Raw genomic sequence first — 15,140 nt, 5'->3', positions numbered from 1 at the left:
CCAACCCCTTTAATAGGCTAATTTATATAGTATTTCACTTAAAACGTCGATTCCCTTTTCCATATCCACAACACTCGTAAACTCCTTAGGCGAATGGCTGATCCCCCCCTTACTTGGAACGAACAGCAAGCAAGTCGGACAAAACGAACCAAATACTTGTGCATCATGGCCGGCTCCGCTGACCATATCTTGGTATGGTATATTTTTATCTTCAGCTACCTTTCGGACAAGGCCATTCATTTCCCGATCCATCGCAACCGGTTTGACATCCATCCATTGTGAAACCTCCAGCTTCATTTCAGCTTTCTTTGCCAAGGAATCGAAAGTCGAAAAAATTTCCTTACAAAACCTTTCAAGAACCTCTTCCTCGTGATGCCTGATATCGAGACTGAGCTCCACTTCACCAGCAATGACATTCGGAACATTAGGTTTAACATCCATTCTCCCAACAGTCGCAACTAAACCCGGGTCCATACCCATCGCTTTTTTCGTTAAAAAAGAAATGAATTCCGAAGCAAAACCGACAGCATCCTTCCTGTATGACATGGGAGTGGTGCCCGCATGATCACTCTCACCCATGATTTTAACCGTATAACGGCGCTGCCCGACAATATGGCTGACGACCCCAATTGCATTCTCATTCTTTTCAAGCACCATCCCCTGTTCTATATGAATTTCGACGAACCGGTCAATATCATCGCGGACCGGGGTTTTATAGGCTTCAGGTTCAAACCCTGACTTTTTCATGGCTTCCAAAAAAGGAATTCCTTCTGTATCTTTTAAATCCCTGACATGCTCAAGACCATAGACTCCTTTAATATTCCTCGACCCCCAAAACGTTAAGGGAAATCTGCTTCCTTCCTCCTCACAAAAGGAAACGACTTCAATCGTCTTTCGCGGCGCCCCATAGGCTTTATACAACCTCTTAACTGCCAGGAAACTAGCGATGACCCCATATGCGCCATCATATTTCCCCCCATCCTTGACCGTGTCTATATGGGAACCGGTCAGAATGATTCCACCGGAGAGATCCCTTCCCTCAAGCCTGCCAAACAAGTTGCCTACACTATCAAAATATGTACTGAGGTTTTCTTTTTCCATCTCAGCTTTCATTGCCTGCTGAGCGCTCATCCATTCCTTGGAATATAATAACCGGGTCACCCCATTACTCTCCGTTGCCCCGAAAGATGCCAACCATTCTATCATCGACGCAACATCATCCTTTTCATTTATGAATTTTTCGATTTGAATGCCCATCACATCGCTTCCCTTCTCAATATCCATTCATGTTATGAATATTCACAAATTTATGTTATCTATTATTTTACTTGCTTTCACATTTAACTTCATTGACAATTCTGTTAGTATTTCGGTGTTTTTTTGTGCAAAATAACCAACTGAAAACAAGCCAACAAAAGAAGAGGGCGCCCATTAAACCGGACACCCTCTTTTTATCAACTTGTATAATTCGAGCCTAAGCCCAATTCCCTCAATAGCTGACGATAAGCGATCGACGTCTTATCTGCCGCGATATGCGCTTCCGCTTGCAAATCAAGAGGCAGCTCCTCCGGCTTTTGATTTTCCACCATTTCCTTATCTTCATTGAAAATCTGCAAGTTGAATTCATAAGTATCTTCAACCGGGGCATCTAAATCAAAGTTACGGGCCATCGGTGAAAACATTCTTGTCTTTCGTGCCGAAACCGGACTGGCACAGTTCAAGATGTGAAGTTTCCCATCCTCCGGGAAATGGACAGTAAGCCTGGCCGCCAGCGGTGGATAGATATCAAAAACACGCAGCCACTCAAAGTGGGCAGGTTCTAAATGCCGCATGCCTTTTCCGTAATTACTGACGGAACTTAAGTATTCCACATGCAGGCCATATTCCGTTTTTTCCACCTTATAACTAGGAACGATAGGATTGTTACGATCAGCGAAGCTTTCCGAATGAACCCAAGCAAAGTGGGACACATCCAAAAAACCTTCCATCTGCCGACCGGCTGAACCGGCAATGTCTATGGATGGCGGCAGGATGTTCAAATATGCCTTATCATCCCAGGCCGGCAACTTTGGAATATCCTCTTTATCGCTCGCAATCGAGGTCCAAATCAAGCCGTAGCGCTCAACCGCGGGATAAATATTAATGCAAAGACGCGGGGATATTTTAGCGTCGGGATGTGCAGGTATCCCCGTACAATTCCCTTCCGAGCCATATCTAAAACCGTGGTAAGGGCATACGATATCATCACCATCCACCCAGCCCATGCTTAATGGCACACCACGATGCAGACAAAGGTCCCTCGCAACGATAATCTTCCCATTGGCCCGATAAAGGACAAGATGCACATCCAGAAGTTTAATGCCTATCGGTTTTTCCGATATTTCCTCGACTGCCGCCACAGGAAACCAATATTGCGATAATACATCCCAGTCCCCTTTGCTGAATGTGCATTCTTTCGGAAACGGCGTTACTCTTTTTTTCTTACTGGAAGCAACTGTGCCTTCACTCATTTTATCGTCTCCCTTATCCTCACGTTATTTTTTATAAATATTAACAAAATTAAAATAATATGTCACCAACGATGTTATAAAACCTAACATAAAAATGCTTTTTTATTTATCCGATAATCCAAACAATGAAATTTGTAGGATATGCCAAAGTGTTTGTATGATATGATAATGAAAATCCGCAAAGCACGTTAGTAAACGGAGGGATTCAAACTAATATCAGCAACATGCGCTAATTTAAAACCGATTCATTTCCCCTGTATTTATAAACTTACACTCAATACTCTAATTTTCCAAAATGAGGTGTTTCAGATGAAGGTAGCCGAACTTTTAACATTGCCAGCATTAACCGGCATGCATTTAATTGCCGGAGGAGCAGGGATCGAACGGGAAGTCCTCACAGTCAATATGATGGACGCTCCGGATATCATCAACTTTTTAAAACCAAATGAATTCCTTGTAACGACGGCTTATCACATAAAGGACAAGCCGCATCTCTTGTCATCACTCGTCGAAGCGATGGCAAACCAAGGCTGCGCAGCCCTGGGAATAAAGACAAGGAGGTACCTAAAGGAAATACCTGAGGAGGCACTGGTTCTTGCCAATGATTTATCCTTTCCAATCATTGAACTCCCGGCCGAATTGTCACTCGGGGAAATCATCAACCATACATTACGGGGGATTTTGGATCAACGTGCAGCGGAATTGACTTTTGCCATGGAAACACATAAACAATTCACAAACTTAATCATGCGCGGCAAAGGAATTCAAAAGCTGCTTGATCATTTATCGGATATGATTGGATACCCCATCTTATTAGTTGACCAGTACCTAAAACCGATATTCCAACCAATCTCAACACCTGGAATTATTCCAATAATCAAAAAAATGAGCGAAGCGGGATTCCGATTCCACAAAACCAAAACACCTTTCTTTTCATTTTCATCCCTTTCCAATAAACAGCCCTATACCGTCTTCCCCATCTATATGAATGAAGAAAAATTTGGTTATTTGACGATATCGGGAGAAATTAAGACTAGCGATAACCTCATAACATTGACGATAGAACAGGCAACTAATGTCATTTCTTTTGCCCTGATGAAAGAACACGCCCTTAAACAGCATGATCGGAATATCCGAAATGATTTCTTCCTTCATTTTCTCGATGGCAGTTTCTCTTCACAAGAGGAAATCATAAATCGGGCAAAGGAGTTTTCCTTACACAATGAAAAAACCTATATATGCGCAGTCGGAAAGATCGATGAATCCGATTCGGACATAAGTTACACACAGCTGCAGCGACGGGCTGATTCGATATACGAGTTTTTGGAAGATGAACTTTACCTATCACCCAATCCCATTCATCTCTTTACCAAAGGCAAGAAATGCATTCTTTTATATGAAGTGAATGAAGTCTCTGACGTTCTCCAAACTGTCGAAACCTCGCTAAAATCATTGCAAAGGATAACAGCCAGCCAGTTCGGCTGCACGATTTCTTTCGGAGTGAGCCATTTGAGCCAGAGTTTTTTACAGACCAAGAATTCTTACAAAGAAGCGAACGACTCCCTTCTCGAAGGAGGTCTTTCGAAAAGGACCGAATACATCCATATATTCCGAACGAAGGATATTATGGAATTATTGAGGATCATCCCCGAAGAAGACCTCATGAATTTTCACCATTATGCACTACAGGGATTTTCAAAGGTTTTCACTGAGGAGGAGCAATCCTTATTACAGACATTATCCGTCTATCTCGAAACTCATTGTCAAATATCCGAAACTGCCAAAAGGTTATTCGTACACCGAAACACAGTTGTATACAGACTCGAGAAATGCGAGGAGCTGCTCGGCAAGAGCCTGAAAGATTCGGAGACCACACTCCAGATACGGCTTGCCCTTCGCATTAAATCCTTACTTAAAATATAAAACAAAAGCCTCCCATCACTTTATGCAAGTTGTCTATATCCACAACCAAAAATTGTCTAATCTAACTAATGACAATTTTCTGATTTTTTATTATGATATTAATCATAACAGAATCACGTGATATAAAATGACATGCTATTGTAGAAGGGAGTTTTTTTATGAATGACAGAATTAATAAGTCCAAGGCCTTCTCGTTAGGTCTTCAGCACGTTCTTGCCATGTATGCTGGTGCCATATTGGTGCCGATCATCGTCGGGGGGGCATTGGGATTCAATTCTCAACAGTTAGCCTACCTTATTGCCATTGATCTATTGACCTGCGGGATCGCTACATTATTGCAATCCTGGAAAAATAAATACTTTGGAATTGGCCTCCCGATAGTTTTGGGAACTTCTTTCGTCGCAGTCACCCCCATGATATCCATCGGCAGCAATTATGGCATTTCCGCTATCTATGGATCAATCATAGCCGCTGGATTATTCATCATTTTTTTCTCCAACATCTTTGGTAAACTGCTTAAATTATTCCCGCCTGTCGTGACCGGTACCGTCGTCATCATCATTGGATTATCCTTAGTGCCCACCGGCATAAAGAATATGGCTGGCGGTTCCGGCAGCAAAGACTTTGGCTCAGCTGAGAACTTGATGCTTTCTTTAGGAGTCCTCGCCGTTATTCTGTTAATCAATCGCTGCTTCACTGGATTCATTCGCTCCATTTCCGTTCTGATTGGCATCATAGCAGGAACGATCGCTTCAACGTTTTTTGGGAAGATGGACTTTTCCACCGTTGCCGAGGCTTCTTGGTTCCATATCCCCGCTCCTTTGTACTTCGGTACACCCAGCTTTGAAATAGCACCCATACTTACGATGATGTTGGTTGGCACAGTCATCCTTGTCGAATCCACTGGCGCATTCCTTGCTCTCGGAAAAATAACCGGCAGGGAATTGAGTGAAAAAGATATTGTCAAGGGCTACCGGGCAGAAGGCCTTGCCTTCACTTTAGGCGGGATTTTCAATGCCTTTCCTTATAGTACATTCGCCCAGAATGTAGGCCTCGTACAATTATCCGGTGTAAAAAAAAGAACAATCACCATTGTAGCCGGCTTCATTTTAATCGGGCTTGGACTTGTACCGAAAATCGCAGCACTCGCTACACTGATTCCCACTGCCGTTCTCGGAGGTGCTACCGTCGTCATGTTCGGAATGGTCGTTTCATCAGGAATTAAAATGTTGAATGACGTCGATTTCTCGGATAATGCCAATTTATTGGTCATTGCTTGTTCAGTCTCACTCGGACTGGGCGCAACCGTCGTTCCCGAGTTATTCTCAAGCCTGCCGGAAACCATCCGTATCGTTGTCGGTGATGGAATCATCACAGGAAGCCTGACAGCCATCATCCTGAATGTGATCTTGACTCCCCGAAAGAAAAAGGCGGCAGATAGAACCATCGCGGATGCAGATCAGTTCATGGCAAAAAGCATTTAAAAAGGAGCCCTTAGAATGATTACTATTAAGTCACTAAATGCAATTAGCGAAAAGGAGTTCACGATGTTCCTTGGTGATACTTTCGAACATTCACCTTGGATTGCAGAAAAGGCGGCAGCCAATAGACCATTTTCATCCATTATCAATCTGCATCAATGCATGGTGGACATTGTAAGCAATTCGTCAAATGAAGAAAAGTTAACATTAATCAAGAAGCACCCGAACCTAGGGGACAAAGTTGAAATGAGTGATGATTCGACTAAGGAACAGCATGGCGCCGGTTTAAAGGACCTTACTGCCGAAGAATATGAAAGTTTCATATCATTGAACCGGCAATATATGAATAAATTCGGCTTTCCATTTATCCTGGCTGTACGCGGCAAAGATAAAAATGACATATATCAATCGATGAAAACAAGGATTCACCATTCAGAAACAATAGAGTTCGATAAGGCACTATCTGAAATTCATAAAATTGCCCTATTTCGTTTACAGGATAAAATCAAAATCGAAGGAGAGAATTCAATGAAAAATAAATCAGCCGCACAAACACTAAGTTATGGAAAAGGAAATGTTTTTGCCTATAGGACCTATTCAAAGCCTTTAACCGGAATCAAACAAATACCAGAATCCACTTTTTCAGGCAGAGATCATATCATTTTTGGCACCAATGTAAAAGTTTCCGTTGGCGGCTCCTCTTTTCTTACCTCCTTCACGGAAGGAGACAATTCCATGGTCGTCGCGACAGATTCGATGAAAAACTTCATCCAACGGCATTTAGCCACATTCAAAGGAGCAACATTAGAAGGATTTGCTTCATATGTGTCAGAAGCCTTCCTTAACAAATATCCTCAAATCGATACGGTTAAATTGATTGCCGAGGATATCCCTTTCGAAGCTGTGACTGAAGCGACGGATCTTCAATTGAAACCGAGTGACCTTGTATTCAAAAAGTCCCGCAACGAAAGGGCCAAGGCAGCCGTCGAAATCATCCGTAGGGAAAACGGCAGCGAAATCGTTCAGCAAAGCAGTTCCATCCTTGACCTCCAATTAATCAAAGTAAGCGGGAACTCTTTTGTCGGTTTTGTCCGTGATGAGTATACGACGCTTCCCGAAGATGGAAATCGTCCGCTTTTCATCTATTTGAATCTCCACTGGGTCTATGAGGATCAAAAGGATGCATTCGGTGTGGATCCTTCTAAATACGTGGCTGCTGAACAGGTAATCGATATTGCTACATCCGTTTTCCATGAAATGGAGACTCCTTCGATCCAAAATCTGATTTATGAAATCGGCTGCCGTATTTTAACCAGATTCCCTCAGCTTCTTGAAGTTACATTCGAATCCCAAAACCACACATGGGATACAGTCGTTTCCGAAATCCCGGAATCCAAAGGAAAAGTATATACAGAGCCGCGCCCGCCATATGGATTTCAGGTCTTCACCGTTAAAAAAGAAAATCTCGAAAATAATAAAATCCTGGCTGCTGCTGAAGAAAACATCGGTTAAGGAGTATTTATGCCTGGTATAACAACACATATATTGGATTTAATGCATGGCCAGCCGGCCGAAAACGTGACGATTGAATTATACTTTTCTGAATCATCAACCGCTGACTGGCAGCTGCTCCACTCAGCGGTCACAAATACAGACGGGAGGCTCGATGCCCCGCTGCTGAACGCAGAAAACACTAGAATGGGAAACTACGAAATCATTTTTCATATCGGGGATTACTTCCGGAATAAGTCCATCGAGCTTCCTGATCCGCCCTTTTTGGACCAGGTACCCGTCCGTTTCGGACTATCTTCCCCATCCTCTCATTATCATGTGCCACTGCTCGTTTCCCCATGGGGCTATCAAGTGTATCGGGGAAGTTAAAAGAAACTGCCGGAGAAGACCTTCTCCGGTAGCTTCTTTTTTGATCGATTACAGTCTGGATTTTAAAACACATAACAAAACCCCACCTGTTCCCAATAGCAACTGGTGGGGTTTCTAACTGGCTTCTACATCTACATCAACCGGGAGATCCATCTTGTGCAATCACGTCCTTTCATTTAAACGGCTAATTTACTGTATTCATCCAACTGATCTTTAGTTAAGTTTTTGATGAAGCGGTCGAAGTTTATCGACTCGATTTCATACCTTTCACAAATCTTTAAATAACTTTCATAGGCTTTATCCTGAATATTCATCATCTTGACTCCTCCTTCTGTTATATAACAATAAATTTAACTTATTAATAATATATAACAACTGTAATTTCCCGTCAATGTATTTTTCTGAAAATTCGGTAAGATTTTCATTCTTTTAGTATTTCCCATATTGTTCTTTGCTAACCGTCTCACTTAACAAAAAAAGGAGGACGTACGTTAGGTGTAAAATCTCTCCTCTTTATAATTACTGCTTTTTTTTCCAAAAGAAAAGAAGCTGCTGATCAGCTTCCGGTAATGGCTTTCATTATGGATTTACCTAAACATTAAGGGCTATAAATGTTTCCATTTTTTGATAAATAATGTTAGGTTGAGCAAATATTAAGAGTGTGTAAATTAATTGTTGGAATTAGAAACTAAATATTTATAAATAGTATACTTCATTATAGATAATCGACTTTGGTCTTTGGATGTTCGAAGAACTAAAATGACATGGATAAACCGTCAATTCAGGTACTTTATACACAATTGAATCTGATGGACTTTTAATAAATGAGGAACGAAGCGTCGATGGGAAAATAAGAAAATTATTTATTCGACCACTTAAAAAGGAAATATTTATGGAAGCCGGAAAGAAAGCTTATGAACTTAAATAATGGAGGAATACTTTAGTGGACCAAAACAAAACAAACAGAAGTTTAAAGTCACTAATTGAAATACTATTAGTTTCAACAAGGCTTGGTTTAACATCGTTTGGTGGGCCAATAGCACATTTAGGTTACTTTCATGATGAGTATGTTAGACGACGGAAATGGATGGATGAAAAAAGCTATGCTGATTTAGTTGCTTTGTGTCAATTCTTGCCTGGTCCAGCTAGCAGTCAGGTTGGAATTGGAGTCGGAGTTATGCGGGGAGGTTTCTTCGGTGGAATTTTAGCTTTCCTTGGTTTTACACTGCCTTCGGTGATAGCGTTAGTAATATTAGCATCATTTTTCAAAGGAATGGATGTTTCAAATGCAGGCTGGATCCACGGATTAAAAATAGTAGCAGTAGCAGTAGTTGCACACGCCATTTTGGGGATGTCAAAAAATTCAACTCCAGATATAAAGAGAAAGACAATTGCATTAATAGCCTTGGTTGGGACCTTGATTTGGCAGACTGCCTATGTGCAAGTTGGTATTATTATACTGGCCGCATTTATTGGTTTTCTAATTTATAAACAACACGACGAAAGTTATGAATCTAACGTTCATTTTCCAATTTCGCGTGGTGTCGGTTTTGTTAGTTTAGCTTTATTTTTCGGATTACTGTTTCTACTTCCAATTTTACGAGAGGTTACTTCATCAAATTGGATTGCTCTGTTTGATAGCTTTTATCGGTCTGGTTCTTTAGTGTTTGGTGGTGGACATGTAGTCTTGCCATTGCTTGAACGTGAATTTGTCCCTACTGGATGGCTAGACAAAGAGGCATTTCTTGCTGGATATGGTGCAACACAAGCTGTACCAGGACCATTATTTACGTTTGCAGCGTACATAGGTGCCGTGATAAATGGATGGCAAGGTGGCTTATTAGCAACAATTGCTATTTTCTTACCTGCATTTCTTCTTATTCTAGGGACATTGCCATTTTGGGACACATTACGCCGTAATTCTAAAGTAAAAGGGGCATTAATGGGAGTAAATGCAGCAGTTGTAGGCATCTTGATTGCGGCTTTTTATAATCCCATTTGGACCAGCTCCATCTTAGCTCCTATAGACTTTGCTTTTGCTGCCATCTTATTTAGTATGCTTGTGTACTGGAAATTGCCAGCTTGGTTTATAGTGATAACCGGTGCTACTGGCGGCTCACTTATGACGTTAATATGAATCGGGTATTTTATTCATTTATCGTTTCACATTTTCATCTTATTCATTCTATATTTCCTATGGAACTAACCTGCACCGTTAGTTCCAAGGCTGCCCCTAGTACAACCCTATTATTGAAATAAAATCCCTATTAATTGCATTAGTAAAAGCTACGACAACGGAAGCTACAATCTTCATTTAAAGCTACAGCTGAACAAAATAACCGCCCCCTTTAAAGGGCGGTCTTCGAGAATTGTGCTAAATTAATCTTTCTATAAAGCAATAATTGGCATTTAGATACCTAATTTGGCATTTTAAAAAAGCAGTGTGATGAAACAGAACATCAGGCCAGATTTCAAACTATGCTGCAGATTTTGAATCAGTTTGATAATTTCTTCCTGTTCGAGCAACTTTATTCCAGTCTTTGTTAAAGAAATAAGCAATGCTTCCATACATAACAATATACAAAGTTACAAATCGATAGACAAATATATCAAAAATAATTGTAATAAATAATCGATATCTATCCTTCTTCTGAAACGTAAACCCGTAATGCTTACCCATACCAATTGCCACCAAGTCATACGTTAAACTAAATAAAAAAATGTAAGACAAATAGGTAAATATATAATAAGGAGATAAAGTAGGAGGGTTTAAGGTACTATTTATCACAAAAATACCTGTCGTAATATAAGTACCCACGGTCCCTACTAAAAAAGATTCGGCTATGTAGAAAAAGGAAACCGGCTTAGTGAAAAACGTTTTCCAAAAAAAGGATCTAAAATGGATAAAACAATCAATAAATGCTTTTTGCCATCGTATGCGTTGCTTGATAAAATCATTCCAGTTCTCAGGTAATTCTGTATAACAAACAGCTTCCGGTACAAAAACAATCTTCTTTTTTTTCTGTCCCGATATGTACCTATGAATGCGCAGTGTTATATCAATATCTTCTCCTATTGTTGTACGATATCCTCCTACATCAACAAGAGCTTGTTTTGTAAAAATACCAAATGCTCCGGATATGATAGCTAATGCACGAAAGCGTGCAAGAGATACTTTGGTAATATAGAATGCTTTTAGGAAATCCAACATTTGGACACGAACTAGCATATTTGCATGAAGTAAAGACAAGTCTCTCAAAGGATTAGATGTTTTTGTTTGCAAAACGTGCACCATACCACCTGCAGCAACTACATCCTTATCCTCAAATGTGTTGTTAACAATTGATAAGGCCTGTTCTGTCAATATGGTATCAGCATCTAATGTTACAATCAAACTTTGGCTAGAATATTCAATACCTGCATTTAAGGAATCAGCTTTTCCCCCATTCTTTTTATCTATAACGTAGATATTAGGATAAAGTTTGGATTGATAAAAATTTTCTACTTTCTTATGGGAAAGCTTTCTAAGTGCAGATTTTGAACATGGTTTTAACTTTAGAAATTTATGAAAGAGATTCATAGTCTTATCATTTGAACCGTCATTAATATAAATGACCTCAAACTGTGAATAAGATAATGATTTCATACTCTTAATGGAGGTTTCTATAATTCCCTGTTCATTATAACAAGGGACTAGAATACTAATTCCTTTTTCCTTTTCAAGAATCTGTTTTATCCCTTCGTTTTGTCCACGAAACCAAGGTAAACAATGGAACAAATGAAGTAAAGAAAAAACAATAGATAAACAGAACATAAATACGATAAAAATACCCAATAAAACAATCCTCCTTAAAATAAGAATAGCAAAATAATATTGCTTTCTCCCAATATAATTCAAGAGGAATCTGGCTTTTTTGTGGGTAAATAAGAAAAAGGATATATACTACACGTATTTCAGGGAAATCTAAAAACACGTAATGGATTCGTTTACTGTATTTGCCAGACCTTTTAGCGGTACCCCTATAAGAAAATTCCTTTCCTGGAATTATCTTAAAATACAAAAAAAGTACACTATTAGTCATGTATAATAAACTAATAACTCCACCTGAAATTTTTATTTCCTCAGAATTTATTTCCTTGTTTTTATACTTATACACCTGTTTATTTTAAATTTTGATAAAACTGCTTGTATAAACAAAAACGCTATACCTTTTAAGGCATAGCTCTCAGTTAACAAAAAAGAAATAACAGGTAGTCCCACCTGCTATTTCTTTTAAATATATTTCGCTATAATCGACTGAGCCCTATTATACCTCCATTGTATAATTTATTACGCATTTAAGCATTCAGGAGCAGTGAAGATGATTTTACCATCCATGATGGTCATTTTCACTTTCGTTTCTGGTATCTCCTCAAGCGGAACCGCAAAAAGATCACGGTCGAGGGCAACGATATCAGCAAGCTTCCCCACTTCCAATGTCCCTTATTCATGCTCTTAAAATTACCTTTATAAAGTAAACATTAGATGGCAAAGTTAGCAGAGACGGTTATTATTTTTTACTAATGTCCTCACCTGAACATAAACAACGTGTCCACCAACAATCGTTCGTTTAAATTTCAGGCGAAGCATACCAAATTTGAGAAGAAGGATTGCACAGCCTTAATTACGATGTGGTAAGCGTAAAATAAGACAGCAATTCCTACTTTTAAAAAACAGAATTAGCTTGATTGGTACGGGACTTCCTAAGAGAAAATCCATGCATTATTTTTTAATGATTAACTAAACAGCGCTTTGTTTGTTCCCTTTTTTGAAGGGGATGGGGTTGGGAGTATTTCTTTTTGTAATATAGGGCCGTATGTATCGACACGACGGTCTCTAAAGAATTGAAGAATTTTTCTAGTCTCTTCTATTTCATTTAAATCAATTTCTTGCACAATAATTCCTTCTTCTTCATCAAGTGAAGCTAGAATATTCCCGAATGTATCGCTAATGAATGAACCGCCGTAAAAATTCATGTCCTTTTCCTGGCCCACTCGATTTGTCGCAGCAACGAATACACCATTAGAAATGCCATGAGCGGAAATTGCCTTTTCCCAGGATGATCTTGTCGATATCTCGGGATGATCTGGCTCTGAACCAATAGCGGAAGGATAGAATAATATCTCTGCACCTTGTAAGCTCAAAATTCGGGCAACTTCTGGATACCACTCGTCCCAACAAATCCCGACTCCTATTTTTCCATAAGCCGTTTCATAGACAGGATAGCCTGTATTGCCTGGAACGAAATAATATTTTTCATGATACTGGGGACCATCCGGAATATGATTTTTTCTTGTAATCCCTAAACATTCTCCATCAGCATCAAATACAGCTGCACTATTAAAATAAATTCCAGCACCTGCTCTTTCGTAAAAAGGGACAATCAAGACAATTGCTAATTCCTTTGCTAATTCACCCATTTCGGCTAATGTACCGCTATTTACATCTTCAGCTAAATCATAATTTTTCACACTGACCGTTTGCGGAAAATATTGCGAAGAAAATAATTCCTGTAAGCAAACGATTTGTGCCCCTTTATTTACTGTTTCTTTTATTTTCTCTATCGTTTTTTGGATATTTTGCTCAATGAATTCTCCGCAATGAATTTGAATAAGTCCAACTTTTACTTTTGACATTTTCTCACTACCTACCTTTTAATATTGTTTTATCTTATACCTTTTGGACGACCTGGTTTTCATATACGACCTTTCCATCCATAATCGTCATCTTCACTTCTGTTTCAAGAATTTCCTCTGTTGATATGCTAAATAAATTTTTATTTAATACTGCGATATCCGCTATCTTCCCTGCTTCCAAGGTGCCTAATTCATTATCTCTGAAAGACCCGAATGCCGGTGTAGCCGTGTAATATTTTAACGCTTCAGCTAATGTTATTCCTTCCGACTCTTGCCACGCCTTCCCGGTTAAATCTTTTCTGGTGATTGCCTGATAAATACCCATCATCGGATTTAAGGGCACTACAGGAAAATCTGTACCAAAGGCAATTTTAGCACCAGTATCCACTAGTGTTTTGATAGGATAATAGAGAGGTTGTTGTTTTTCACTGATTCTGGCTGTGTATGCCTCACTTTCCATTAATTCAATATGTTTAGGTTGAAAGGAAGCGATTACATCTAATTCCTTAAAGCGATGAACATCATCCGGATGCAATACTTCCACATGTTCAATGACATGTCTAGCATCTCTTTGTCCATTTACGTTTCTCGCTTCTTCAAATGCATCCAAAGCTAAGCGGACTGCACCGTTACCAATAGCATGGAAACGAATTTGGAAATTTTCCTTATCTGCCTTTTTTACTAATTGTTTAATTGTTTCAGCTGGATAAGTTGTTCCGCCTTTTGTATCTGGACGGTCTTTGTAAGGATCCAATAAAAAAGCAGTATGACTTGTCACAACACCATCTATAAATTGTTTTAATCCAGAAAAGGTGAGCTTGTCTGAATGATAATTTGTTTGTAATTCCTTCGCGGCAGCTAAATCAATTTTTAACTCCGGCGAAAAGTGAATTCTGGTTGTAAGTAACCCTTCTCTCTCAAATTCCTTGAAAATTTCAAGATCGTCTAATGGATTTGGCGCAATTTTAGCTCCATATAAATCATTAACGGATGTGATTCCCAATCTTTTTGTTTCATTAAGAAAACCTTGGAATAGGCTTACACGTTTATCTTTCGGTAATTTATATGCATGTTCTGATGCATAGCCAATTGCCTGTTCAAATAGAAGGCCTGTCAGTTCCCCATTTTCATCTTTTCCAATTTCCCCATATTCCGGATCTGGGGTATCCTTCGTTAATTGAATCATTTCCATTGCTTTACTATTGATCCATGCGTAATGCACTTCTGCATTGAATAATAAAACAGGGCGATCACTAATATATTTATCTAGCGTTGTTCTATGTGGCAGCACTTTGTTCTTCCAATTGGTATGATCCCAGCCGACGCCAAATATCCACTCATCATTTGGTCTCGTTTCTGCAAATTCACCTACTATTTTGGCTGCATCTTCTTCTGAAGCTGCATCAAATAATTTAGCACTATCCTTCTGTAAAATGCTTCCCATCATAATGTGCATATGAAAGTCATGAAAACCCGGAATAATTAGTCCATCTTCCATGTCATACACTTTTGTTTCATCTCCAAGGAATGACATTATATCTTCTTTAGAACCGATTTTAATAATTTTATTACCTTTAATGGCGATAGCTGCTTTTATTGGCTCATCTTGTAACCCAGTAAAAACATGTTGACCAGAAAGAATGATGTCTGCACTTACCATTTTTATCCT

General features: G+C 39.3%; 12 protein-coding genes. 5 read left to right on the top strand and 7 right to left on the bottom strand.

The genetic code is table 11. From position 1 onward, the window contains the following. Positions 1–9: 9 nt before the first annotated feature. Positions 10–1,257: an allantoate deiminase gene (allC, locus tag ACIROD_RS11960; protein ID WP_402941037.1), complete on the bottom strand. Its 1,248-nt coding sequence runs from the start codon at positions 1,255–1,257 to the stop codon at positions 10–12. A 197-nt stretch (positions 1,258–1,454) separates the two neighbouring features. Continuing rightward, on the bottom strand, positions 1,455–2,510 hold the full coding sequence (locus ACIROD_RS11955; protein WP_402941034.1) for a Rieske 2Fe-2S domain-containing protein: 1,056 nt from the start codon (positions 2,508–2,510) through the stop codon (positions 1,455–1,457). Positions 2,511–2,819: 309 nt separating this feature from the next. Between ACIROD_RS11955 and ACIROD_RS11950 the strand changes: the two genes are divergently transcribed. The 4 genes from ACIROD_RS11950 (at position 2,820) to uraH (ending at position 7,795) form a co-directional block, all read left to right on the top strand. Further along, a complete protein-coding gene (locus ACIROD_RS11950; RefSeq protein ID WP_402941032.1) occupies positions 2,820–4,433 on the top strand; it encodes a PucR family transcriptional regulator in 1,614 nt (537 codons plus the stop codon). A gap of 158 nt (positions 4,434–4,591) precedes the next feature. Next, positions 4,592–5,917 carry a nucleobase:cation symporter-2 family protein gene (locus ACIROD_RS11945; protein WP_101224284.1) on the top strand — a complete coding sequence of 442 codons (1,326 nt, stop codon included), beginning with the start codon at positions 4,592–4,594 and terminating at the stop codon, positions 5,915–5,917. A gap of 15 nt (positions 5,918–5,932) precedes the next feature. Then, positions 5,933–7,426 (top strand): factor-independent urate hydroxylase, encoded by a 1,494-nt coding sequence (gene pucL / locus ACIROD_RS11940; protein ID WP_402941029.1) that lies wholly within the window; start codon positions 5,933–5,935, stop codon positions 7,424–7,426. Between the two features lie 9 nt (positions 7,427–7,435). Next, positions 7,436–7,795 (top strand): hydroxyisourate hydrolase, encoded by a 360-nt coding sequence (gene uraH, locus ACIROD_RS11935; protein WP_402941026.1) that lies wholly within the window; start codon positions 7,436–7,438, stop codon positions 7,793–7,795. A 176-nt stretch (positions 7,796–7,971) separates the two neighbouring features. Here the strand turns inward: uraH and ACIROD_RS11930 are convergent, their stop codons facing one another. Further along, positions 7,972–8,112, bottom strand: coding sequence for a hypothetical protein (locus ACIROD_RS11930; RefSeq protein ID WP_157831099.1), 141 nt, complete (start codon positions 8,110–8,112; stop codon positions 7,972–7,974). Between the two features lie 626 nt (positions 8,113–8,738). Here ACIROD_RS11930 and ACIROD_RS11925 point away from each other — a divergent pair. Continuing rightward, positions 8,739–9,932, top strand: coding sequence for a chromate transporter (locus ACIROD_RS11925; protein ID WP_402941023.1), 1,194 nt, complete (start codon positions 8,739–8,741; stop codon positions 9,930–9,932). A 339-nt stretch (positions 9,933–10,271) separates the two neighbouring features. On the opposite strand, the gene ACIROD_RS11920 is transcribed toward ACIROD_RS11925, so the two are convergent. From ACIROD_RS11920 to ACIROD_RS11905, 4 genes are all read right to left on the bottom strand, one after another. After that, the gene (locus ACIROD_RS11920; RefSeq protein ID WP_260356832.1) at positions 10,272–11,630 is read right to left on the bottom strand and encodes a glycosyltransferase family 2 protein; all 1,359 of its coding nucleotides are present in this window, start codon (positions 11,628–11,630) and stop codon (positions 10,272–10,274) included. A gap of 495 nt (positions 11,631–12,125) precedes the next feature. Further along, positions 12,126–12,266 carry an amidohydrolase family protein gene (locus ACIROD_RS11915; protein WP_230177252.1) on the bottom strand — a complete coding sequence of 47 codons (141 nt, stop codon included), beginning with the start codon at positions 12,264–12,266 and terminating at the stop codon, positions 12,126–12,128. 305 nt (positions 12,267–12,571) lie between these two features. After that, on the bottom strand, positions 12,572–13,471 hold the full coding sequence (locus tag ACIROD_RS11910; RefSeq protein ID WP_101224287.1) for a carbon-nitrogen hydrolase: 900 nt from the start codon (positions 13,469–13,471) through the stop codon (positions 12,572–12,574). A gap of 34 nt (positions 13,472–13,505) precedes the next feature. Beyond that, entirely contained in the window at positions 13,506–15,131 is a 1,626-nt protein-coding gene (locus ACIROD_RS11905; RefSeq protein WP_402941017.1) for an amidohydrolase, read from the bottom strand. Positions 15,132–15,140 lie beyond the last annotated feature (9 nt).

This window comes from Peribacillus sp. NPDC101481 (genome assembly GCF_044767165.1).
GTDB lineage: Bacteria > Bacillota > Bacilli > Bacillales > DSM-1321 > Peribacillus.
This window is presented reverse-complemented; position numbering and strand designations above follow the sequence as displayed.